Origin of the sequence: Nonomuraea sp. LP-02 (assembly GCF_036289125.1) — a bacterium.
GTDB classification, from domain to species: domain Bacteria; phylum Actinomycetota; class Actinomycetes; order Streptosporangiales; family Streptosporangiaceae; genus Nonomuraea; species Nonomuraea bangladeshensis.
Genome location: NZ_JAXCLK010000001.1, coordinates 1,748,142 through 1,767,933 on the forward strand (window position 1 = coordinate 1,748,142; position 19,792 = coordinate 1,767,933).

The 19,792-nt window shown below is 73.6% G+C and carries 20 protein-coding genes and 1 pseudogene; 11 read left to right on the forward strand and 10 right to left on the reverse strand.

From position 1 onward, the window contains the following. Nucleotides 1-32: 32 nt before the first annotated feature. Nucleotides 33-653: a TetR family transcriptional regulator gene (locus SMD20_RS08135; protein ID WP_329577095.1), complete on the reverse strand. Its 621-nt coding sequence runs from the start codon at nucleotides 651-653 to the stop codon at nucleotides 33-35. Nucleotides 654-763: 110 nt separating this feature from the next. Here SMD20_RS08135 and SMD20_RS08140 point away from each other — a divergent pair. Both SMD20_RS08140 and SMD20_RS48325 read left to right on the forward strand, forming a co-directional pair. After that, nucleotides 764-1,348: pseudogene (locus tag SMD20_RS08140) on the forward strand (SDR family oxidoreductase); the annotation flags it as partial. Nucleotides 1,349-1,404: 56 nt separating this feature from the next. Continuing rightward, on the forward strand, nucleotides 1,405-1,563 hold the full coding sequence (locus tag SMD20_RS48325) for an SDR family oxidoreductase (protein WP_442942590.1): 159 nt from the start codon (nucleotides 1,405-1,407) through the stop codon (nucleotides 1,561-1,563). Nucleotides 1,564-1,566: 3 nt separating this feature from the next. Here SMD20_RS48325 and SMD20_RS08145 read toward each other — a convergent pair whose 3' ends face one another. Both SMD20_RS08145 and helR read right to left on the reverse strand, forming a co-directional pair. Next, on the reverse strand, nucleotides 1,567-2,475 hold the full coding sequence (locus SMD20_RS08145; protein ID WP_329577099.1) for an RNA polymerase sigma-70 factor: 909 nt from the start codon (nucleotides 2,473-2,475) through the stop codon (nucleotides 1,567-1,569). A gap of 112 nt (nucleotides 2,476-2,587) precedes the next feature. After that, nucleotides 2,588-4,741, reverse strand: coding sequence for an RNA polymerase recycling motor ATPase HelR (gene helR, locus SMD20_RS08150; RefSeq protein WP_329577102.1), 2,154 nt, complete (start codon nucleotides 4,739-4,741; stop codon nucleotides 2,588-2,590). A 102-nt stretch (nucleotides 4,742-4,843) separates the two neighbouring features. On the opposite strand from helR, the gene SMD20_RS08155 reads away from it, so the two are divergent. Beyond that, on the forward strand, nucleotides 4,844-5,011 hold the full coding sequence (locus SMD20_RS08155; RefSeq protein WP_329577105.1) for a hypothetical protein: 168 nt from the start codon (nucleotides 4,844-4,846) through the stop codon (nucleotides 5,009-5,011). Between the two features lie 38 nt (nucleotides 5,012-5,049). Beyond that, nucleotides 5,050-6,081 carry a carboxylate-amine ligase gene (locus SMD20_RS08160; RefSeq protein ID WP_329577108.1) on the forward strand — a complete coding sequence of 344 codons (1,032 nt, stop codon included), beginning with the start codon at nucleotides 5,050-5,052 and terminating at the stop codon, nucleotides 6,079-6,081. 5 nt (nucleotides 6,082-6,086) lie between these two features. Here the strand turns inward: SMD20_RS08160 and SMD20_RS08165 are convergent, their stop codons facing one another. Both SMD20_RS08165 and SMD20_RS08170 read right to left on the reverse strand, forming a co-directional pair. Then, a complete protein-coding gene (locus SMD20_RS08165; protein ID WP_329577112.1) occupies nucleotides 6,087-7,007 on the reverse strand; it encodes an alpha/beta hydrolase family protein in 921 nt (306 codons plus the stop codon). 20 nt (nucleotides 7,008-7,027) lie between these two features. Beyond that, the gene (locus SMD20_RS08170; protein ID WP_329577115.1) at nucleotides 7,028-7,903 is read right to left on the reverse strand and encodes an LLM class flavin-dependent oxidoreductase; all 876 of its coding nucleotides are present in this window, start codon (nucleotides 7,901-7,903) and stop codon (nucleotides 7,028-7,030) included. Between the two features lie 189 nt (nucleotides 7,904-8,092). On the opposite strand from SMD20_RS08170, the gene SMD20_RS08175 reads away from it, so the two are divergent. Continuing rightward, complete coding sequence (locus tag SMD20_RS08175) at nucleotides 8,093-8,692, forward strand: TetR/AcrR family transcriptional regulator (RefSeq protein WP_329592472.1); 600 nt, start codon at nucleotides 8,093-8,095, stop codon at nucleotides 8,690-8,692. A 7-nt stretch (nucleotides 8,693-8,699) separates the two neighbouring features. Here the strand turns inward: SMD20_RS08175 and SMD20_RS08180 are convergent, their stop codons facing one another. The 5 genes from SMD20_RS08180 to SMD20_RS08200 all read right to left on the reverse strand — a co-directional run bounded on the left by SMD20_RS08180 (nucleotide 8,700) and on the right by SMD20_RS08200 (nucleotide 13,920). Then, on the reverse strand, nucleotides 8,700-10,040 hold the full coding sequence (locus SMD20_RS08180) for an FAD-binding oxidoreductase (protein WP_329577117.1): 1,341 nt from the start codon (nucleotides 10,038-10,040) through the stop codon (nucleotides 8,700-8,702). 96 nt (nucleotides 10,041-10,136) lie between these two features. Beyond that, the gene (locus SMD20_RS08185; protein ID WP_329577120.1) at nucleotides 10,137-11,381 is read right to left on the reverse strand and encodes an RNA polymerase sigma factor; all 1,245 of its coding nucleotides are present in this window, start codon (nucleotides 11,379-11,381) and stop codon (nucleotides 10,137-10,139) included. Next, nucleotides 11,378-11,698 carry a YciI family protein gene (locus SMD20_RS08190; RefSeq protein ID WP_329577123.1) on the reverse strand — a complete coding sequence of 107 codons (321 nt, stop codon included), beginning with the start codon at nucleotides 11,696-11,698 and terminating at the stop codon, nucleotides 11,378-11,380. The genes SMD20_RS08185 and SMD20_RS08190 overlap by 4 nt, the downstream gene beginning before the upstream one ends. A gap of 7 nt (nucleotides 11,699-11,705) precedes the next feature. Continuing rightward, nucleotides 11,706-12,074, reverse strand: coding sequence for a YciI family protein (locus SMD20_RS08195; protein ID WP_329577126.1), 369 nt, complete (start codon nucleotides 12,072-12,074; stop codon nucleotides 11,706-11,708). 61 nt (nucleotides 12,075-12,135) lie between these two features. Then, nucleotides 12,136-13,920 (reverse strand): hypothetical protein, encoded by a 1,785-nt coding sequence (locus tag SMD20_RS08200; protein ID WP_329577129.1) that lies wholly within the window; start codon nucleotides 13,918-13,920, stop codon nucleotides 12,136-12,138. A gap of 134 nt (nucleotides 13,921-14,054) precedes the next feature. Here SMD20_RS08200 and SMD20_RS08205 point away from each other — a divergent pair, with 134 nt between their 5' ends. From SMD20_RS08205 to SMD20_RS08230, 6 genes are all read left to right on the forward strand, one after another. Next, a complete protein-coding gene (locus SMD20_RS08205) occupies nucleotides 14,055-16,439 on the forward strand; it encodes an excinuclease ABC subunit UvrA (RefSeq protein ID WP_329577132.1) in 2,385 nt (794 codons plus the stop codon). A gap of 59 nt (nucleotides 16,440-16,498) precedes the next feature. Then, nucleotides 16,499-16,966 (forward strand): helix-turn-helix transcriptional regulator, encoded by a 468-nt coding sequence (locus tag SMD20_RS08210; RefSeq protein ID WP_329577135.1) that lies wholly within the window; start codon nucleotides 16,499-16,501, stop codon nucleotides 16,964-16,966. A 5-nt stretch (nucleotides 16,967-16,971) separates the two neighbouring features. Then, nucleotides 16,972-17,382 (forward strand): VOC family protein, encoded by a 411-nt coding sequence (locus SMD20_RS08215; protein ID WP_329577138.1) that lies wholly within the window; start codon nucleotides 16,972-16,974, stop codon nucleotides 17,380-17,382. Nucleotides 17,383-17,407: 25 nt separating this feature from the next. Beyond that, a complete protein-coding gene (lexA, locus tag SMD20_RS08220; protein ID WP_329577140.1) occupies nucleotides 17,408-18,070 on the forward strand; it encodes a transcriptional repressor LexA in 663 nt (220 codons plus the stop codon). 85 nt (nucleotides 18,071-18,155) lie between these two features. Next, nucleotides 18,156-18,947: a maleylpyruvate isomerase family mycothiol-dependent enzyme gene (locus SMD20_RS08225; RefSeq protein WP_329577143.1), complete on the forward strand. Its 792-nt coding sequence runs from the start codon at nucleotides 18,156-18,158 to the stop codon at nucleotides 18,945-18,947. A gap of 56 nt (nucleotides 18,948-19,003) precedes the next feature. Beyond that, nucleotides 19,004-19,750, forward strand: a complete 747-nt coding sequence (locus tag SMD20_RS08230; RefSeq protein ID WP_329577146.1) for a hypothetical protein — start codon at nucleotides 19,004-19,006, stop codon at nucleotides 19,748-19,750. Nucleotides 19,751-19,792 lie beyond the last annotated feature (42 nt).

Sequence of the window (19,792 nt, forward strand, 5' to 3'; positions counted from 1 at the left end):
CGCCCAACCCTAGCGGCCCGCCAGCCAAACGATCAAGGAGTTACCTGCGCGACGTGGGCGGTGGCGAGCCGGCGAGCGGCGGCGATCACCGCCTCGCGGCGGCGGGCCAGCGCGGCCTGGTCGCTCTCCTCGCCCAGCATCATCCTGCACATCCCGGGCACCGCGAAGTTCCAGGAGATGAGCCCCATGATGGTGAAGAGCAGGTCCTGAGCGGCGCGCACGCGCTCCTGCTCGGGCAGGTGAGGGGCGACGCTGTCGGCGAGGCCGCAGACCTTCTCCCGGAACGCGACCCGGCGCTCCGTCTCGCTCGCGCCGAGCCCGCCGAGCCCGCCGTCACGCGTCTCCAGCGCCTCCCACAGCAGCAGCCGGATCAGCTCCGGATGTTGCTGGTGCCAGTCGAAGATCTGCCCGACGGAGTCGGCCACCGCGTCGGGATCGATGGAGATCGCGACGTGGACCTCCTCCAGCTTCGCCCGCAGGACGGCGGCGAAGAGCTTCTCCTTGCCGCCGTAGTAGAGGTAGATGGCCTGCTTGTTGGCCTTGGCGGCGGCGGCGATCCGGTCGACCCTGGCCCCCGCCAGCCCGTGCTCGGCGAACTCGGCGGTGGCGGCCGCGAAGATCCGCCGCTTGGTGTCCTCCGCGTCATAGGCCATGGAGAAATTAAACCATCGGGTTGACTCACTCCCGCGCGAGCGGCAGGATCGGGAACAGAAATAAAACAACCAGATGGTTTATTCCTCACCATCCAGCAGGAAGGCATCCCATGCCCACCGACACCACCGCGCCCGTCCCCGTACGCTCCCCGCTGCCCACCGGCCTCGCCGGCGCGACCGCCGTCCTCATCGGCGCGAGCTCGGGCATCGGCCTCGCGGCGGGCGTCCTGCTGCGTTCCGTCGGCGCGCGCGTCGTCCTGGTCGGACGCGACCCCGGCCGGCTGAAGGCCGCCGTCGCCCGGGTACGCGAGGCGGGCCAGGAGGAGGACCCCGACGACGCCGTGGTGGGCGTCGCCGGCGACGGCGGCGACGAGCGCACCCTCGACGAGGCCTTCGACCGGGCCGGGCACACCGACCACGTCCTCGTCACCGCGGGCGGCATGGCCGGCGCGGGCCCCGTGAGCGGGGTGTCGCGCGACGGCCTCGGCACGCTCCTCGACTCCCGCCTCTGGCCCACGTTCGCCGCCGCCCGTGCGGCCGCGGCCCACCTGCCCGCCGGAGGCTCGCTCACGTTCAGCTCGGGAACGCTCGTCACCCGCCCCAGGCCCGGGATGAGCGCGCCGCTGTCGTTCGCCGGCGCCGTGGAGACCCTGACCAGGGCCCTCGCCGTGGAGCTCGCCCCGGCCCGTCAGCGCGTGAACGCCGTACGCTTCGGCATGATCGACACCCCGCTCCTGCGCTCGGTCCCGGCATGGACTCCGACGAGGGAGTCGCCGCCGCCGGAGCGGGCGCGCCGCTCGGCCGTGTCGGCACCGCCGAGGAGGCCGCCGCCTCCGCCCTGTTCCTCATGGCGAACAACTACGTCACCGGCCAGGTCATCACCGTCGACGGCGGCGCCACCCTGGCCTGAGCCTCATCGGCTGACCGGGGTCTCCCGCTCGACGTGCGACAGCTTCTCGGGGTTGCGGACGGCGTAGATGCCGGTGATGAGGCCGTCGTCGATCCGTACCGTGAGGACGGTGCTGATCGCGCCGTCGAGCCGGATGATCAGCGCCGGATGGCCGTTGATCTGTGCCTGCTCCAGCATGACCGGCGCGTCGGGCGTGCGCAGCCTGGCCACCAGCGTGGCGACCTGGCCGGGCCCGACCAGGGGGGTCAGCGCGGCCTTGGCGACCCCGCCGCCGTCGCCGAGCATGACCACGTCCGGGGCGAGGATGTCGAGCAGCCGGCGTAGGTCGCCGGTCTCGACCGCCCCCTGGAAGGCCGCCAGCGCGTTCCTGATCTCGGCGGGGGACGCGCTGCCGCGCGGCCGCCGCTCGGCGACGTGCGCCCGCGCCCGGTGCGCGATCTGCCGGACCGCGGCCGGGCTCTTGCCGACGGTCTCGGCGATCTCGTCGTAGTCCACGGCGAACACCTCGCGCAGCACGAACACCGCCCGCTCGGTCGGCTGCAGCGTCTCCAGCACCAGCAGCATCGCGGTGGAGACGCTGTCGGCCAGCTCGACGTCCTCGGCCACGTCCGGCGAGGTCAGCAGCGGCTCGGGCAGCCAGGGCCCGAGGTAGGACTCCCTGCGCCGGCCGAGCGTGCGCAGCCGGCCGAGCGCCTGCCTGGTGGTGATCCGCACCAGGTAGGCGCGCCGGTCCCGTACGGTGCCGAGGTCCACGCCCGCCCACCGCATCCAGGTCTCCTGCAGGACGTCCTCGGCGTCGGCGGCCGAGCCGAGCAGCTCGTAGGCGACGGTGAACAGCAGGTTCCGGTGGGCGACGAATTCCTCGGTCGCCGCGTCCAGCCGGTGCTCGCCGCCTGTGCCGCGTTCGCTCATGGTCGCTCCTGCCCATTCGCCGTCGAAAGTGCCACGCATGTGACACCGCCCGCGGCCCCGCTGTGACACCACGGCACTGTGACCCCTGTCACAGTGCCGCGGCGACGCGGGATCAGGAGCTGGTCAGGATGGCGAGCCGCTGGGTCGCGCGGGTCATCGCGACGTAGCGGTCCACTGCCCCTTCGACGCCCTCGCCGAACCGCTCCGGATCGACGAGGACCACCAGGTCGAACTCCAGCCCCTTCGCCAGCTGCGGCGTCAGCGACCGGACCCGGGGCCGCGCCTCGAACGCCGGATCGCCGATGACGCAGGCCACCCCCTCGGGGTGCTCGGCGAGCCAGCCGTCCACGATCGTGTCCAGCTCCGCCACCGACCCGTGCCGTACGGGGACGCCCCCGGCGCGGATGGACGTCGGCACGTTGGCGTCGGGGAGCGCGGCCCGGATGACCGGCTCGGCCTCCGCCATGATCTCCTCCGGCGTCCGGTAGTTCACGGTGAGCGAGGCGAGGGTGATCCGGTCCAGCCCGACCCGTTCCAGCCGCTCCCGCCACGACTCGGTGAACCCATGCCTGGCCTGGGCACGGTCCCCGACCACGGTGAAGCTCCGCGACGGGCAGCGCAGCAGCAGCATCTGCCACTCCGCGTCGGTCAGCTCCTGGGCCTCGTCCACCACGATGTGCGCGAACGGGCCGGCCAGCCGGTCGGGTTCGGCGGCGGGCAGCGCGCCCTCGTCCACCAGGGCCTCCCGGAGGTCCGCCCCGCGCAGCATCGTCACCGCCGCCTCGCCGTCGTCGTCGGCCTGGAGCAGGTTGTCGACCACGCCGGCCATGCGCTCGCGCTCCGCCGCGGCGGCGGCCTCCTGCCTGCGCCTGCGCCGCGAGGACTCCGGGTCGCCGAGCCGCTGCCGGGCCGCGTCCAGCAGCGGCAGGTCCGACACCGTCCACGCCTGCGCGTCGGCACGCTGCAGCCGCCGGATCTCCTCCTTGCCGAGCCAGGGCGCGCACAGCCGCAGGTACGCGGGCACCGACCACAGGTCGCCGACGAGGTCGGCCGGCTCGATCACCGGCCAGGCGCGGTTGAAGGCCGTCAGCAGCTGCCGGTCGCGCAGCAGCGACCTGCGGACCAGGTCGGCGGGGACGTCCTCGTCGTCGTGCTTGCCGACGATGATCTCGGCCAGTTCCTCCCAGATGCGGTCGCGCGCCTCGTTGTGCGGGGTGCCGGGCTCCGGCGCCGCGAACGCCTCCGCCCAGTCATCGGGGCCGAGCCGGACGTCGGCCCACTCGGTGGTGATCGTCATGCCCTTGGTCGGCGGGTTCTCGTAGAACCTGACGGCCGGCTCGATCGCCTTCACCAGGTCCGCGGACGCCTTCAGCCGGGCCACCTCGGGATCGCTCTCGGCCGCCGCCGTCGCGCCCTCGGGCACGAGGTCGCGCAGGGTGCAGGTCTGCACGCCCTCCTCGCCGAGACTGGGCAGGACGTCGGCGACGTACGCCAGGTACGGCTGGTGCGGCCCGACGAACAGCACGCCGCCCCGGTTGTGGCCGAGCCGCGGATCGGCGTAGAGCAGGTACGCCGAACGGTGCAGGGCGACGACGGTCTTGCCGGTGCCCGGACCGCCGTCCACGACCAGCGCGCCGCGGGAGCTCGCCCGGATGACGGCGTCCTGGTCGGCCTGGATGGTGGCGAGCACGTCCCGCATCCGCGGCGAGCGGCTGCCGCCCAGACTGGCGATGAAGGCCGACTGGTCGTCCAGCGCGGCGTGCCCGTCGAGCCCGTCCGCGGTGAACACCTCGTCCCAGTAGTCGCTGATCCGGCCGCGGGTCCAGCGGTAGCGGCGGCGGCTGGCCAGGCCCATCGGGTTGGCGTGGGTGGCGCCGAAGAACGGCTCGGCCGCAGGGGACCGCCAGTCCAGCAGCAGCCGGCGGCCCTCCCGGTCGGTCAGGCCCAGGCGTCCGACGTAGACCGGCTCCGCCCCGTCCCCGCCGACCATGCGGCCGAGGCACAGGTCGAGCCCGAAGCGGCGCAGCGTGCGCAGGCGGGCGCTCAACCGGTGGACCTCCAGGTCCCGGTCCAGCGCCGCCCGGCCCGCGCCGCCGGGGGCCCTGCGCGTGGCGTCGAGACGGTCCGACAACTCGGCCACCGTCTGCTCCAAGGCCGCGGCGACGGCCGCGAAGTGCTGCTCATCGCGGGCGATCAGCGCCGGGTCGGCCTTGGCGGACAGCCGCTCGGGCAGGTCGAACACGCTGATGGTCGATCGGTGATTCACGTAGTGCACTCCGGCGTTTTCGCAGGTTCTCGGCCTCGGCCGCCGATTGTCCAGCACGACCGGGGTCTTGCCGCAAGCCCCCGGGTGCGCTATAGGTTGAAGGTGGAAAGGAGCGAATTCTCCCCTTTCCCGCCCTCGGTCTCCTCCTCAGAGCGCCTGCTGGTGCCGGCGCTCCTCTTCGTCGTGCTGGCCGTCGCCGCCGTGATGATCGTCACGATCGCCGCCGCGGTCCTGTTCCCGCGCACGCCGCGCCCGGCCGCACGAGACTGATCCGCAAGGCCGCGTACGTACGGGGAAGAGGGGGTCCCATGGCTGAAACGGATGTGACCATGGGAGTCGAGGAGGGGTTCATTCTTCTGGACCCGGCCACCGCGAAGGTGATGCCGGTCGCCGGCGACGTGCGCGAGCGCGCCGGCGGCGCCGCCCGGGACCAGTTGACGACGCGGACCGGATTCCAGATCGAGACCCGCAGCGGCCCGCACACCGAGCTGGCGAGCCTGCGGGAGGAGCTGCTGCGGCTGCGCGCCGTCGTGGTCGCCGCGGCCGACGGCGCGGGCGCCGGGGTGGCGGCGACGGGCACCGCGCTGTCGGGCGACCTGCCGGGCGACGCCGGCTGTCACGTGTGGCTCGGCGTTGACGACCGGGAGGAGGCCGTCCAGGTGGTCAACCACCTGCGGCCCTGGCTGCCCGTGCTGCAGGCGCTGACCGTGAACTCGCCGATCGGCGGCGGCGCGGACACCGGCTGCGCGAGCGGGCGCGCCATGGCCGGGAGCCACCGTCCCGCCGCCGGGCCGCCGCCCTGGTTCCGGTCCGCCGAGCACCACGACTGGCTGGTCGAAGGGCTGCACGCCACCGGGGTGGTCCCCGAGTGGCAGGCCAGGCTCTCCTCCGAGGGGCCGGCGATCGAGGTCCGGGTGGCCGACACCTGCCAGACCGTGGCCGAGGTGGTGCTCCTCACGGGGCTGGTCAGGGCGCTGGCCGCCACGGCGCTCGGGGACGTACGCGCGGGACGGCCGGCGCCGAACGTGGACCAGACCCTGCTCGCCGCCGCGAGCTGGCGGGCCGCCCGCGACGGGCTGGAGGGGGAGAACATCGACCAGCTCACCGGCCGCAGGCTGCCCGTCTGGCGGCTGGTGGACACGCTGATCGACCACATCGGCCCCGCGCTGCGCGCCCTCGGCGACCTGCCCCTCATGGACGAGGGGCTGGACGTGCTGCACCGGCACGGCTCGGGCGCGGCGCGGCAGCGGGCCGCGTACCGGCGGCGGGGGCTGGTGTCCGACGTCGCCCGCATGCTGGCCGACCAGTCACGGCAGGACCTGCCACGCCTGGCGGGCTGAGCCGGTCAGCGCGTCTCGATCCGCCCCAGCGGGCCCTGCTCCGCCGCCGCGCACGCGGCCGGCCAGGCGGGGTCGCCCGGGTCGAGGGCGCTGCGGAGGTAGGCGGTGGTGAGCCGCTGGATCAGGGCGACGCGGGCCGGGCTCTCGTCCGTGGTCTCGGCGGCGCCGGGGCCGACGATCCCGCCGAGCGAGTGCTCCGCCCCGAACAGGGTGAGCAGGCTCTTGCCTCCCGGGCTCAGCCGGTACGGGTCGGTGAACCAGTCCGGGCCCCGTACCGACAGCGCCGACCGGTCCTGGTCGCCCGCGACCACGAGCGCCGGCGTGGTCATCCGCGTGAAGTCCGGGTTCATGAAGGGGAAGTGTTCGGCCGCGAACGGCGTCAGGTCGGCCCCGCCTGATCCCGGGGTGGCGAACAGCACGCCTGCCCTGACCCGCCGGTCGGACAGGTCCTCTCCCGGCCGGCCCGCGGCGTCGAGGACGCGCGCGCCGAGCAGCATGCTGGCCGTCTGTCCGCCCCAGGAGTGCCCGGCCACGGCGATCCGGTCGTGGTCGAGGCGTCCGGCGAGGCCGGGCACGGCGGCCTCGACGGCGTCCAGCCGGTCCAGGACGTGCGTCAGGTCGGCCACCCGCCACCGCCAGATGAGCGGGGTACGGGGATCGTCGGGCGGCAGGGCGAGCGTCCGCGAGTCGAGGTGGGTGGGCTGGACGACCACGAACCCGTGCGCCGCCCAGTGGTCGGCGAGCGGCCCGTAGCCGTCCATCGACCAGCCGAAGCCGTGCGAGAAGATGACGACCGGCAGGTTCCGCCCGGTCGCGGGGGCGGAGACCCGCACCCGCAGGTCCTCGCCGCGGTCGGGGGCGGGCAGCACCACCGGCTTCACCGAGACGACCTGGGCGGCGGTGGTCGTCGTGTCCGTCATGCTCATGGGAGCGGTCTTCCTTTGCGTCAGTGGGTGGGGATGAGCTCGTCGGCGACCCATCGGGCGACGCCGTCGGGGTAGGGGGCGGGCAGGCCGAGCACGACGTGCCGGAATCCGGCCTCGACCGCCGCGCCGATCGCGTCCCTGGTGGGGCCGGGCCGGTCGTAGGAGACGGGCAGGTGGATCGAGCGGGTGATCGCGGCCGGGTCGCGGCCGATCTCGGCGCAGTAGCGGTCCAGCAGGGCCGAGCGGCCGGCGAGGTCGTTGATGTCGCCGCCGCCGGGGATGTTCCACAGGTCGGCGTGTTCGGCGGCCACGCGCAGCGTCGCTGACGAGCGCCCGCCGATGAGGATGGGCGGATGGGGGCGCTGCACCGGCTTGGGGTTGCCGAACGCGCCCTTCAGCCGGTGGTGGGCGCCGTCGAAGTCGAACGGCTTGTCCTCGGTCCACAGCCGCCGGATCACCGTGCACGCCTCGGCCAGGCTGGCCACGGCGTGGGCGGTGTCGTGGAAGGGGAGGCCGTGGGCCTCGTACTCGCGCCGGGCCAGGGGGTGGTCGGGGCGCGAGCCGACGCCGATGCCGAAGTCGAGGCGTCCGCCGGAGACGATGTCGACGGTTGTGGCGATCTTGGCAAGCAGCGCGGGCGGCCGGAACCGGTTGCTGGTCACCATCAGGCCGAGCCGCAGCCGCCGGGTCTGCGCGGCGAGGGCGGCGAGCAGGGTCCAGCCTTCGTGGACGGGGCCGGTCAGGTCGCCCGCGATCGGCAGGAGGTGGTCGAACAGCCAGGCGTGGCCGATCGCCGGGATCGTGTCCGCCTCGCGCCAGACCCGCAGGACGTCGTGGTAGCCGACCTGCATCGGCGCGGTCATGATCCCGAAGCTGGGCGGGGAGTCGTAGGGCATGGGTGTGCTCCTTCCGGCCGGACGGCCGGGGGTTCGCGGAGGAGGATGCGGGCGCGCGCTCTGGCATCATGGGAGAGAGAACAAGTGGGACTGTGTCCCGTTTAGAACATACGGGACAGTGTCCCGTTTAGCAAGCCGGGCGGTGCCGGCGGAAGGAGCGGCGCGGTGAGCGACAGCGGAAAGGGCGCGGTGAGCGACAGCGAGAAGGGCGCAGTGAGCGACAGCGAGAAGGGCGCCCCGCGCAAGCGGGCCGACGCCCGGCGCAACGAGAAGACCCTGCTCGACGCCGCCGCGGCGGTCTTCGTCACCTCGGGCGTCGAGGCGCCCATCCGGGACATCGCGGCCGAGGCGGGCGTCGGCACGGCCACGATCTACCGCCACTTCCCGACCAGGGCCGACCTCATCATCGCCGTCTACCGGCACCAGATCGAGGCCCTGGCCGAGGCTGGCCCGGCCCTGCTGGCGGCCGGGCCGACCCCCTACGCCGCCCTGGGCAAGTGGATCAACCTGTTCATCGACTTCCTGGTCACCAAGCACGGCCTGGCCGCCGTGCTGCGCTCCGACGAGGCCGGGTTCGAGGCGCTGCACGCGTACTTCCTCGACCGGCTCGTGCCGGTGTGCGGGCGGCTGCTCGACGCCGCGGCGGCGGCCGGCGAGATCCGCTCGGACGTCGCCGCCCTGCAGCTCATGCGCGGCGTCGGCAACCTGTGCATCGGCGCGGAGAACGACTCCCGCTACGACGCCCGCCCCCTGGTCGGGCTGCTCATCGCGGGACTGCGCCGGGTGTAGCCGCTGGTCAGCGGGGGCGGATGTTGTGGTTGCGGGCGAACAGGTTCTCCGGGTCGTGGCGGCGCTTGACGGCGGCGAGCCGGTCGTACGTCGGCGCCGGGTAGACCGCCGCGACGTCCTCCTCGGTGGCCGAGGCCAGGAAGTTGGCGTAGGCGCCGTCCACGTGCGGCGCGAGGTCGCGCCAGAGGGTGTCCAGCGCCGGACGGGCCGCCGCGAGCACCGGCTCGGGTCCCGCGTTCGTGGTCACCACCATCAGGGCGGCGTCGCGGTGCGCGTACGCGGTGGCGTCGGCCGGCACCCGGGCCACCGCGCCGCCGACCGCGCGCAGGGAGATGAACGGCGCTCCCTCCGCCGCCCCCGCCGCGACCAGCACGCGCAGCACCTCGGGCACCGCACCCGCCCCGGCGAACCCGCTCCGCGTCACGAGCCGGATGCCGGGCGGCGGCACCAGGCCCTCCGCGAGCGTCTCCGCGTACGGCTTCAGCGTGACGCCGTCGCCGGTCACCGTGCCGAGCCGGCGGAGCGGGTCGATCGCCCGCGCCGCGAGCCGCGGGTCGTCCCCGTCGAAGGCGACGTGGACCTGCACCGGCGCCTGCGGGCCGCCGGCGAAGGGGTTGGCGAAGTCGGCGATGGAGGTGAGCTCCTCGGGCGCGGTACGCAGGTGCTCCGCCCACCCCTGGAGCACCGCGGCCGCCTCCGCCGCCGGGAAGGCGATCGTGCCGTGGAAGACGTCCGTCGTCGGGTGGGCCGCGAACACGAACGCGGTCACCACCCCGAAGTTGCCGCCGCCGCCGCGAAGCGCCCAGAACAGCTCGGGGTTCTCCTCGGCACTCGCCCGCACGACCTCCCCGGCGGCGGTGACCACCTCGGCGGCGACCAGACTGTCCAGGGCCAGGCCGTGCTTGCGCACCTTCCAGCCGATGCCGCCGCTCAGCGTCAGCCCGCCGACGCCGACGCTCCTGGTGTCGCCCGAGGAGATCGCCAGGCCGTGCGGGGCGAGGGCGTCGGCGACCTGGCCCCAGGTGGCGCCGCCGCCGATCCGTACGAGGTGACGCCGCTCGTCCACGATCTCGACCTGCGCCAGATGGGCCAGGTCGAGCACCACGCCGCCGTCGTTCGTGGCGAAGCCGGCGAAGCCGTGCCCGCCGCCGCGCACGGACAGCGGCAGCCCGGTGGCGGCGGCGTAGCGTACGCCCGCCCGTACGTCGGTGACGGTCTTGGGCCGCAGGACGAGGGCGGGGCTGCCCGGCACCAGCAGCGATCGGCCGGCCGCGGCGTAGCCGGCGTCGTCCGGGCCGATCACGTCGCCGCCGAAGTCGCGGCGCAGGGTGTCCAGTGCTGCGTTCATGATGATTCCTCCACATCGCTCATTGGGCGAACACGAGATGCCGCCCGCCCAGGGCGTGTGACAGGAGGACGAGGTGACCTGCGCCACACCGATGGTTTACGGCCGGTCGGCGAGCTCGGCCGCGCGGCCCAGCAGATAGCGCTGTTCGGGCAGGCTCGTGGTGCGGCGGGCCGCCTCGCGGTAGCTCTCCAGGGCCGCCGCGCGGTCGCCGGCCAGCTCTCGGAGGTGGGCGCGGACGGCGTGCAGGCGGTGGTGGCCGGCCATCCGGGGATCGGCGTCCAGCTCCGCGAGCAGGGCCAGCCCGGCGCGCGGGCCGCGGGTCATCGCGACCGCGACGGCGTGGTTGAGCGCCGCCATCGGGTTCGGCGCGATGCGGCAGAGGATCCCGTACAGCACGCGGATCTGCTCCCAGTCGGTGTCCTCGGCGCGCGGCGCCTGGACGTGCAGCGCGGCGATCGCCGCCTGGAGCTGGTACGGGCCGAGCGGCGAGGCGGCCATGGCGCCGGACACCAGCGCCACGCCCTCCTCGACCAGGGCGGCGTCCCACCGGGCGCGGTCCTGCGCGGCCAGCGGCACGAGAGCGCCGTCCGGGCCGGTCCGGGCGGCCCGGCGGGCGTCGGTCAGCAGCATCAGCGCCAGCAGCCCGGCCACCTCGCCGTCGGCCGGCAGGGAGCGGTGCAGCGCGCGGGTGAGCCGGATCGCCTCCGACGTGAGCTCGCCGCGGTGCAGCTCGGGACCTGAGCTGGCGGTGTAACCCTCGTTGAAGATCAGGTAGAGCGCGTGCAGGACGGCCGCGAGCCGCCCGGCCCGCTCCCGCGCCGACGGCATCGCGAACGACGCGCCCGCCGCCCTGATCCGCTGCTTGGCGCGGCTGATGCGCGGCGCCATGGTGGCCTCCGGCACGAGGAAGGCCCGCGCCACCTCGGCGGTGGTGAGCCCGCCGACGGCCCGCAGCGTCAGCGCCACCTGCGAGGCGGGCGTCAGCGCCGGATGGCAGCACAGGAACAGCAGCGCGAGGGTGTCGTCCCGGTCGCCGGGACCGTCCTCGTAGCCGGGCGCGGCGTCCGGGAGCTCACGCGCCGCCGCGGTGACCTCCCTGCGGCGGCGCGCCTGCTCGCTGCGGATGTGGTCGACCAGGCGGCGGTGGGCGACGGAGACCAGCCAGGAGCGCGGGCTGTCCGGGACGCCCTCGACCGGCCACTGCGCCGCCGCGGCGAGCAGCGCCTCCTGCGTCGCGTCCTCGCACTCCTCGAACCCGCCGTGCCGGCGCAGCAGCGCCCCGAGGACCTGCGGCGCCAGCTCGCGCAGCAGGTCCCCGAGCCGGCCGGGGGAGGCGGTCACATCTCCATCCCGGCCGGGTCCATCAGCGGCCGCACCTCCACGCCGCCGCCCGCGGGCAGCAGCGCGGCCAGCTCCAGGGCGCGTTCGCGGCTCTCGCAGTCGAGGACGTACTGGCCGCGGACATGCTCCAGGCCCGGCGGGTACGGGCCCTCAGTCACCGCCGCGACCCCGTCCCGCACCCGGACGACGGCGCTCAGGGACGGATCGGCGAGCTCGTACGCGCCGACCAGCTCGCCCTCCCGCCCGGCCGCGGCCAGGAACTCCTCGTGTCCCCCATGCCGGTCTGCGGCGGGGTAGAGGCTCAGCAGGAACTTCACCGCGTGCTCAGCCGCCGGCCGTGCCGTCGAAGATCACCGGCCGTACCTCGACGCCGGGCCCGTCGACCCGGGCGTCCGGGATGAGCGCGGCCAGTTCCAGGGCACGCTCCCGGCTGTCGCACTCCACCAGGTAGTAGCCGCCGAGGAACTCCTTGGCCTCCAGGTAGGGGCCGTCCGTCACCGCCGGCACGCCGCCGCGCACCCGTACCACCGCGCTCCGTGTCGGGTCGGCCAGCGCGATGCTGCCGACCAGCTCCCCGGACTCGCGCACGGTCTCCATGAACGGGCCGTGGCCGCTCATCACCTCCTGGCGCTCCTCCTCGGTCAGCGCGTCCCACACCAGCGGGTTGTTGTGCATGATCAGCAGAAACTTCATGTCATCTCCTCCGGTTGCCCTTTGCCGGTAAGTCGGAGCCGGAGACCGATTCTTGCGCTGGTCATCCTCGCGAGCGGTGCACGACCTTCTCCGCCGAGCCACCGGGGAAGACGACGACCAGATGCTCCTCTTCGGGCGCGCCGGGATCGTCCTCGTCCCATTCGAGCAGCCGGGTGTGGACGCGCAGGCGGTAGTGGCCGGGCCCGCCGACCGCCAGGTCGGGCAGCGGGCGAAGCGCCCCGCTGCCGCCGTCCTCGGGGTACGGCGGCACGACCAGCCGGCCGCTGCGACTGAGGATCCCCACCTCGACCACCTCGTCCCAGCCGGTCAACCGGAGCGGCGGGGCAGCCAGGAAGGCCTTGACCGTCAGGCACATCGTGGCGAGGTCGGCGCGGGTGGCGACGACCGCGCCGCTGCCGGCCACGGCGATGAACCCGTCCTCGGGGACCTCGAAACGGTCAGGCTCGTCGCCGGTGCCGTCCCGGTCGTCGAAGACGGTGTAGCCGCCTCCTTCGGACAGCGAGTACGCGGCCGTGCCCTGCCGACGGGCCCGCGCCCCCGGCCACGGGTCGGCGCAGCGGGCGTTGGACTCGGCCTGCCACGCGGCCAGCTCGCGGTCCTGCTCGGCCTGCCGGCGGGCCGCGTCCGCCGTCTGCCGTGCGACGATGCCGGGACACAGGTACTCCAGGGCCTGGGCCAGCTCGACGGCGTCCGCCCTTCCGTCCCGCTGGTAGAGCGCCATCCGCTCCGAGTCGCCGGCCTGCGCGCACAGCTTCTCCGCGCGGGCCAGGATCCGCTGGTCCGGCAGGTCCTCGGGGAACATCGTCCCGCCCGCGAAGGTGTCGTGCCTGGCCAGGCAGAGGAACGCCTCCCGCCGCTCCTCGGGCCCGGCTGCCGCGACCGGCCGGATCCGGTCGCGGCAGCCGTCGTCCGCGCCGGTGTAGGTGAGCCGGACGCCCTGCTCGGCCCCGACCACGGCCAGCGGGAGCATCAGCACGGCGGCGACGAGCGACCGCGGCAGGCGGCTCCCGGCAGGAGGCACGGCGTTCGCCGGGGGTGCGGTGAGCTCGTTCGCGGTGCGCGCCGCCCACACGATGCTCAGCCCGCCGAGCACGTCCGCCACCAGGTCCAGGCCGTCGAGCGCCTCACCGCGGCCGAGCGCGGCGCGCGGCAGGGCGAAGGCGGACGGGGCGAGCAGCGCGACCCAGCCGAAGCGGACGGTGGCCGCGCTCCACCGCCCGTCGCGGCGCTGCCCGATGAGGATCATCGCCCTGGCGCCCAGCACCAGCAGCGGCAACCACGAGACGTAGGGGCCGCCGGGCCACAGCCGCAGCAGCGCGCCCAGGACACCGCCCAGGCCGAGCCCGATGGCGATCACCCGGAACCGGGGTGTGACGCCGGAGAGGGTCCGTACCAGCAGGACCAACGTGGCCGCCCACACGGCCTGGCGCACCACGTACACCGCCCGGCCGGACAGCTCGTCGGCCAGCTCCCACAGCAGCAGGTCGCCGGCGACGTCCGCGTAGAGCAGGCGCCGCAGCCAGACCACCGGCCGCGCGGGCGCCGGCGCGGGGGAGAGCGGGGCCGCGCAGCGCCTGCCACAGCAGCCACGCGTTGAACCCGCAGCCCGCTGCGAGCAGCGGCCACAGGACGTCCGGCACGGCCACACCATCCCCGTCACGAACTGGCCGAGCAGGAACACGCCGCCGTACGCCGCCGCGGCGGCGCACACGGTCAGGTAGAGCGCGGCGACGACGACGGCGGTGCGCCCGAAGCGGTGACGGGCGACGGCGGCCCGGAGTGGGGTGACGATGCGAATGATCTTAGAGGTGGGTCGCGCCCTCACCCCGACGGGTCAGGAATCGAGAAGCGCCCGCTCTCGCCCTCCGGCTACCGTGACCAGGCGCCCCGGGGCCGCGCCGAGGCAGGTAAGGTGCACTGACCCGAGCCGGGCGACCACCCCACGGAGACACGATGAGCATGGACACCCGAACGGAAGCGCAGTCGCCTGCGTCGCATCTCGCCGACGGCCACGACCTGATCCGGGTGCACGGCGCCCGCGAGAACAACCTCAAGGACGTGAGCGTCGCGATCCCGAAGCGCCGGCTGACGGTGTTCACCGGCGTGTCGGGCTCGGGCAAGAGCTCGCTGGTGTTCGACACGATCGCGGCCGAGTCGCAGCGGCTGATCAACGAGACCTACAGCGCCTTCGTGCAGGGCTTCATGCCGACGCTGGCCCGGCCCGAGGTCGACGTGCTCGACGGGCTGACCACGGCCATCATCGTCGACCAGCAGCGCATGGGCGCCGATCCGCGCTCCACGGTCGGCACCGCCACCGACGCCAACGCGATGCTGCGCATCCTGTTCAGCCGGCTCGGGAAGCCGCACATCGGCTCGCCACAGGCGTTCTCCTTCAACGTCCCGTCCGTACGGGCCAGCGGCGCCATCACCGTCGAACGCGGCGCCGGCAAGACCGTGAAGCAGAACTTCACCCTCACCGGCGGCATGTGCCCGCGCTGCGAAGGCAGGGGCACGGTCTCCGACATCGACCTCACCCAGCTCTACGACGACTCCAAGTCGCTCTCCGAGGGCGCGTTCACCATCCCCGGCTGGAAGTCCGACAGCTTCTTCACCGTCCGGGTCTACGCCGAGTCGGGGCTGTTCGACCCGGACAAGCCGATCCGCGAGTTCACCGAGAAGGAGCTGCGGGACTTCCTCTACCGCGAGCCGACCAAGGTGAAGGTCGAGGGCGTCAACCTCACGCTCGAAGGTCTGATCCCGAAGATCCAGAAGTCGTTCCTGTCCAAGGACCGCGAGGCGATGCAGCCGCACATCCGCGCGTTCGTGGACCGGGCGGTCACCTTCACCACCTGTCCCGAGTGCGACGGCAGCCGGCTGAGCGAGGCCGCGCGCTCCTCGAAGATCCACGGCGTGAACATCGCCGACCTCTGCGCCATGCAGATCAGCGACCTGGCCGAATGGGTGAGCGGCCTGGACGAGCCGTCCGTCGCGCCGCTGCTGGCCGCGCTGCGGCACACGCTGGACTCGTTCGTGGAGATCGGGCTGGGCTACCTCAGCCTGGACCGCCCCTCCGGCACGCTGTCGGGCGGCGAGGCGCAGCGGGTCAAGATGATCAGGCATCTCGGCTCGTCGCTCACCGACGTCACGTACGTCTTCGACGAGCCGTCGATCGGCCTGCACCCGCACGACATCGAGCGCATGAACACGCTGCTGCGGCGGCTGCGCGACAAGGGCAACACCGTCCTGGTCGTCGAGCACAAGCCCGAGATGATCGCGATCGCCGACCACGTCGTCGACCTCGGCCCCGGCGCGGGCACCGGCGGCGGCGAGGTGGTGTACGAGGGCAGCGTGGACGGGCTGCGCGCCGCCGGCACGCTGACCGGCCGGCACCTGGACGACCGGGCCGCGCTCAAGGCGTCGGTGCGTAAGCCGTCGGGGGCGCTGGAGGTGCGCGGCGCCCGCCTGCACAACCTGCGGGACGTGAACGTCGACATCCCGCTCGGCGTGCTGGTCGTGGTGACCGGCGTCGCCGGATCGGGCAAGAGCTCGCTCATCCACGGCTCGGTGGCGCGCAGGGACGGCGTGGTGGCGGTCGACCAGACGCCGATCCGCGGCTCGCGGCGGAGCAACCCGGCCACCTACACCGGGCTGCTCGAACCGATCCGCAAGGCGTTCGCGAAGGCCAACGGCGTGAAGCCGGCGCTGTTCAGCGCCAACTCCGAGGGCGCCTGCCCCGCCTGCAACGGCGCCGGCGTCGTCTACACCGACCTCGGGATGATGGCCGGCGTCAGCACCACCTGCGAGGAGTGCGAAGGCAGGCGCTTCCAGGCCGCGGTGCTGGAGCACCGCCTCGGCGGCCGGGACATCAGCGAGGTGCTGGCCATGCCGGTGAGCGAGGCCGAGGAGTTCTTCGCGGCGGGCGAGACCCGCATCCCGGCCGCGCACGCCATCCTGCGCAGGCTCGCCGACGTCGGGCTCGGCTACCTCAGCCTCGGCCAGCCGCTCACCACGCTGTCCGGCGGCGAGCGGCAGCGGCTCAAGCTGGCCACCCACATGGGGGAGAAGGGCGGCGTCTACGTCCTCGACGAGCCCACCACGGGCCTGCACCTGGCCGACGTCGAGCACCTGCTCGGCCTGCTCGACCGGCTCGTCGACAGCGGCAAGTCGGTCATCGTCATCGAGCACCACCAGGCGGTGATGGCGCACGCCGACTGGATCATCGACCTCGGTCCCGGCGCGGGACACGACGGCGGCCGGATCGTCTTCGAGGGCACCCCGGCCGACCTCGTCGCCGCCCGCTCGACCCTCACCGGCGAGCACCTGGCGGCGTACGTCGGCGGCTGATCACTGCCCCCGCCGGGGGCAGGTGGACGAGCCGGAGACCGGCTCGGGAAGATGGCATCGTGCGACCGAACCAACCAGGGCCCGAGGACGCCGCGCAGCAGCAGCGGCTGCGCCTGCTCGCGCTGCTGCGCCGCGTCCGCGACCGCATCGACCGCGAGTACGCCCAGCCGCTGGACGTCGAGGCGCTCGCCCGCGGCGTGAACATGTCGTCCGGGCACCTCAGCCGCGAGTTCCGGCGCGCCTACGGGGAGTCCCCCTACTCGTACCTGATGACGCGGCGCATCGAGCGCGCGATGGCGCTGCTGCGCCGCGGCGACCTCACCGTCACGGAGGTCTGCTTCGAGGTCGGCTGCTCCTCGCTCGGCACCTTCAGCACCCGCTTCGCCGAGCTCGTCGGCGTGCCGCCGAGCACCTACCGGCGGCAGGCGGCGGAGGCGACGGCGGGCATGCCGTCGTGCGTGGCCAAACAGGTCACCAGGCCGGTCAGGAATCGAGAAGCACCGGCCGCGGGGACGCCGTTAGCGTGACGGCCATGGACATCACCATCAACGCGAGCTTCCTGCCGCACGACGATCCCGAGGCCGCCCTCGCCTTCTACCGGGACACCCTCGGCTTCGAGGTCCGTAAGGACGTCGGCCACGGCGGCATGCGCTGGATCACCGTCGGCCCGCCCGGACAGCCTGAGACCTCCATCGTGCTCTACCCGCCCGGCGCCGACCCCGGCGTCACCGAGGAGGAGCAGCGCGTCATCACCGAGATGATGGCCAAGGGGACCTTCGGCGGCATCCTGCTGTCCGCCGACGACGTCGACGCCGCCTTCGACAAGCTGCAGGCGACCGGCGCCGAGGTGATGCAGGAGCCGACCGACCAGCCGTACGGGGTGCGCGACTGCGCCTTCCGCGACCCCGCGGGCAACATGATCCGCATCAGCCGCCGCGATTGAGCCCGGCGGGCGGCGCCGGGCTACGATGTCGCAGGTGACCGCCTACGACGATCTCGACGCGTTCGAGCACGCCTCGGCCCTGCCGCCGCGCCAGCAGCGGATCCTGGCGGCGATCCGCGACCACGTGGTCCGGCACGGCTATCCGCCGAGCACCCGAGAGCTCGGCCGGGCGGTCGGCCTGCGCTCGCCGTCGTCGGTCTCGAAGCATCTGAAGAGCCTGGAGGAGAAGGGGTTCCTCCGCCGGGCCGGCACGATGACGCGCCCGATCGACGTACGCCTGTTCCTGCGCGAGCCCGCGCAGGAGACGGCGAGCGACCTGGTGAGCGTGCCCGTGGTCGGCGACATCGCCGCGGGCACGCCCATCCTCGCCGAGCAGCACGTGGACGACCAGCTCACCCTGCCGCGCGACCTGACGGGCCGGGGCACCGTGTTCGCGCTGCGGGTGCGCGGCGACTCGATGATCGACGCCGCGATCTGCGACGGCGACCTCGTCGTGGTGCGCCGGCAGCCCGAGGCGCACTCCGGCCAGATCGTCGCCGCCATGATCGACGGGGAGGCCACCGTCAAGGTGTTCCGCCGCCGCGGCGGCCACGTCCTGCTCGAGGCGCGCAACCCGGCCTACGCCGACATCGACGGCGACGAGGCCGTGGTGCTGGGCGTCGTGGTGTCGGTCCTGCGCAACCTGTAGGCCGCCGGGCCGCTGATGATCATGCTCGGCGCGGGCGGTAGTTTGGGCGGGACGACCTGCCCCGCCTGAACGTTTGGGAGACGCGATGAGCAGCGCCGACACGGCCATCGCCGCACTGCGGACCGGACACGACGAGCTGTCCGGGCTGGTGTCCGGACTCACCGACGAGGACCTGGCCAGGCCCTCGGCCGCCGCGGAATGGGACATCTCGCAGGTCGTCAGCCATCTGGGCAGCGGCGCCGAGATCGGGCGGGCCGTTCTGCAGGCCGCGCTCGACGGCGCTCCCGGCCCCGGGCACGACTTCAACCAGAGCGTCTGGGACCGATGGGACGCCATGACCCGGCGGGAGCGCGCCGACGGCTTCCTCCAGGCCAACGAAACCCTGACCGCGCTCTACGAGTCCCTGGACGCCTCCGCCCGCGACGGCCTCCGCGTCGACCTGGGCTTCATGCCCGCCCCGGTCGACGTCGCCACCGTGAGCCGGATGCGGCTCAACGAGCTCGCCCTGCACTCCTGGGACGTCCGCGTCGCCTTCGACGAGCACGCCACGCTCGCCCCCGACGCGACGGCCGCCCTGCTGCACCAGGGGCCCGACCTGTTCGCCTGGATCGGCAAGGTCGACCGGCTCGACGGCCGCACCCTGGACCTCCAGGTCACCACGACCGACCCCGAGTCCGTCTTCGTGCTGCGGCTGAAGCCGCCGATCAGCGTCGGCTTCGACGTTCCCGAGCAGCCGGACGGCACCCTCGCCCTGCCCGCCGAGGCGTGGCTGCGCCTGATCTCCGGCCGGCTCGCGCCGCGCCACACGCCGGGCGGCGTGACCACGACCGGCGCCGCCGACCTCGACCTGCTCCGCCGCGTCTTCCCCGGCTACTGACGGATGCGCGCCCGCCGTGGCCCGGCCGTGACCCGGCCACGGCATGATCGTCCGTCATGTTGAAGAAAACGATCACCGCGTTAGCGGTGTGCGGCGTGTTCCTGGTGACCGCCGCACCCGCGCAGGCGGCGCCCAAGGACCCCGTACGGGCGCTGAAGGCCAAGCTGGTCCCGGGCCACGGCGTGCGGTTCAGCGAGACGGCCGAATGGTCCGACGGCACCGACACGCTCCACGCGTACGAGAACAAGGGCGTGCTGCAGTTCGCCAAGAAGGGGTTGAACTACGACCTCACCATCACCGCCTGGGACGACACCAAGGAGCGGGTGATCTCCACGGGCGGGAGGACGTACTACAAGGGCGACTCACTCGCCGAGCACCTGCCCAAGGGCAAGTCGTGGCTCAGCGTCAAGGGCGGCGGCGCGATGCCCGGCGTCTACCTGCAGGTGCTCAACCCCGCCGAGCCGGCGACGCTGTCGGCGCTGCTGAAGAAGGGCAAGAGGGAGGGGAGCAAGGTCACCGGAACGATCACGTTCGCCGCGCTGACCAAGGTCTCGCCGTGGTTCGCCGGCTCCGAGCTGAGCTCCTGGGCCGCCGACACGCCGATCTCGTACACGCTGACGCTGGCCCCGTCCGGGCTGCCGACCAGGCTGTGGAGCTCGTTCCGCGCGAAGGGCGTGGACCGTCTCTACGCCGACTTCGAGGGCAGCATCATCAACGTCGAGACCCGCTACACCGGCTGGGGCGGCAAGGTCTCGGTCAAGGCGCCGAGCTCCAGGACCGTGACCGACAGGTTCGCGAGCTGAGCCCGTTAATCGTTTGAACGCACGCGCCGGGCGCTGCCACCA

Excerpts from the sequence above, each read along its gene's own strand:
- SMD20_RS08135 (WP_329577095.1), bottom strand. The coding sequence starts at position 653 with ATGGCCTATGACGCGGAGGACACCAAGCGGCGGATCTTCGCGGCCGCC.
- SMD20_RS48325 (WP_442942590.1), top strand. The coding sequence starts at position 1,405 with ATGGACTCCGACGAGGGAGTCGCCGCCGCCGGAGCGGGCGCGCCGCTC.
- SMD20_RS08145 (WP_329577099.1), bottom strand. The coding sequence starts at position 2,475 with ATGAGCGAACGCGGCACAGGCGGCGAGCACCGGCTGGACGCGGCGACC.
- SMD20_RS08160 (WP_329577108.1), top strand. The coding sequence starts at position 5,050 with ATGGCTGAAACGGATGTGACCATGGGAGTCGAGGAGGGGTTCATTCTT.
- SMD20_RS08165 (WP_329577112.1), bottom strand. The coding sequence starts at position 7,007 with ATGAGCATGACGGACACGACGACCACCGCCGCCCAGGTCGTCTCGGTG.
- SMD20_RS08170 (WP_329577115.1), bottom strand. The coding sequence starts at position 7,903 with ATGCCCTACGACTCCCCGCCCAGCTTCGGGATCATGACCGCGCCGATG.
- SMD20_RS08180 (WP_329577117.1), bottom strand. The coding sequence starts at position 10,040 with ATGAACGCAGCACTGGACACCCTGCGCCGCGACTTCGGCGGCGACGTG.
- SMD20_RS08195 (WP_329577126.1), bottom strand. The coding sequence starts at position 12,074 with ATGAAGTTTCTGCTGATCATGCACAACAACCCGCTGGTGTGGGACGCG.
- SMD20_RS08205 (WP_329577132.1), top strand. The coding sequence starts at position 14,055 with ATGGACACCCGAACGGAAGCGCAGTCGCCTGCGTCGCATCTCGCCGAC.
- SMD20_RS08215 (WP_329577138.1), top strand. The coding sequence starts at position 16,972 with ATGGACATCACCATCAACGCGAGCTTCCTGCCGCACGACGATCCCGAG.
- lexA (WP_329577140.1), top strand. The coding sequence starts at position 17,408 with ATGTCGCAGGTGACCGCCTACGACGATCTCGACGCGTTCGAGCACGCC.
- SMD20_RS08225 (WP_329577143.1), top strand. The coding sequence starts at position 18,156 with ATGAGCAGCGCCGACACGGCCATCGCCGCACTGCGGACCGGACACGAC.
- SMD20_RS08230 (WP_329577146.1), top strand. The coding sequence starts at position 19,004 with ATGTTGAAGAAAACGATCACCGCGTTAGCGGTGTGCGGCGTGTTCCTG.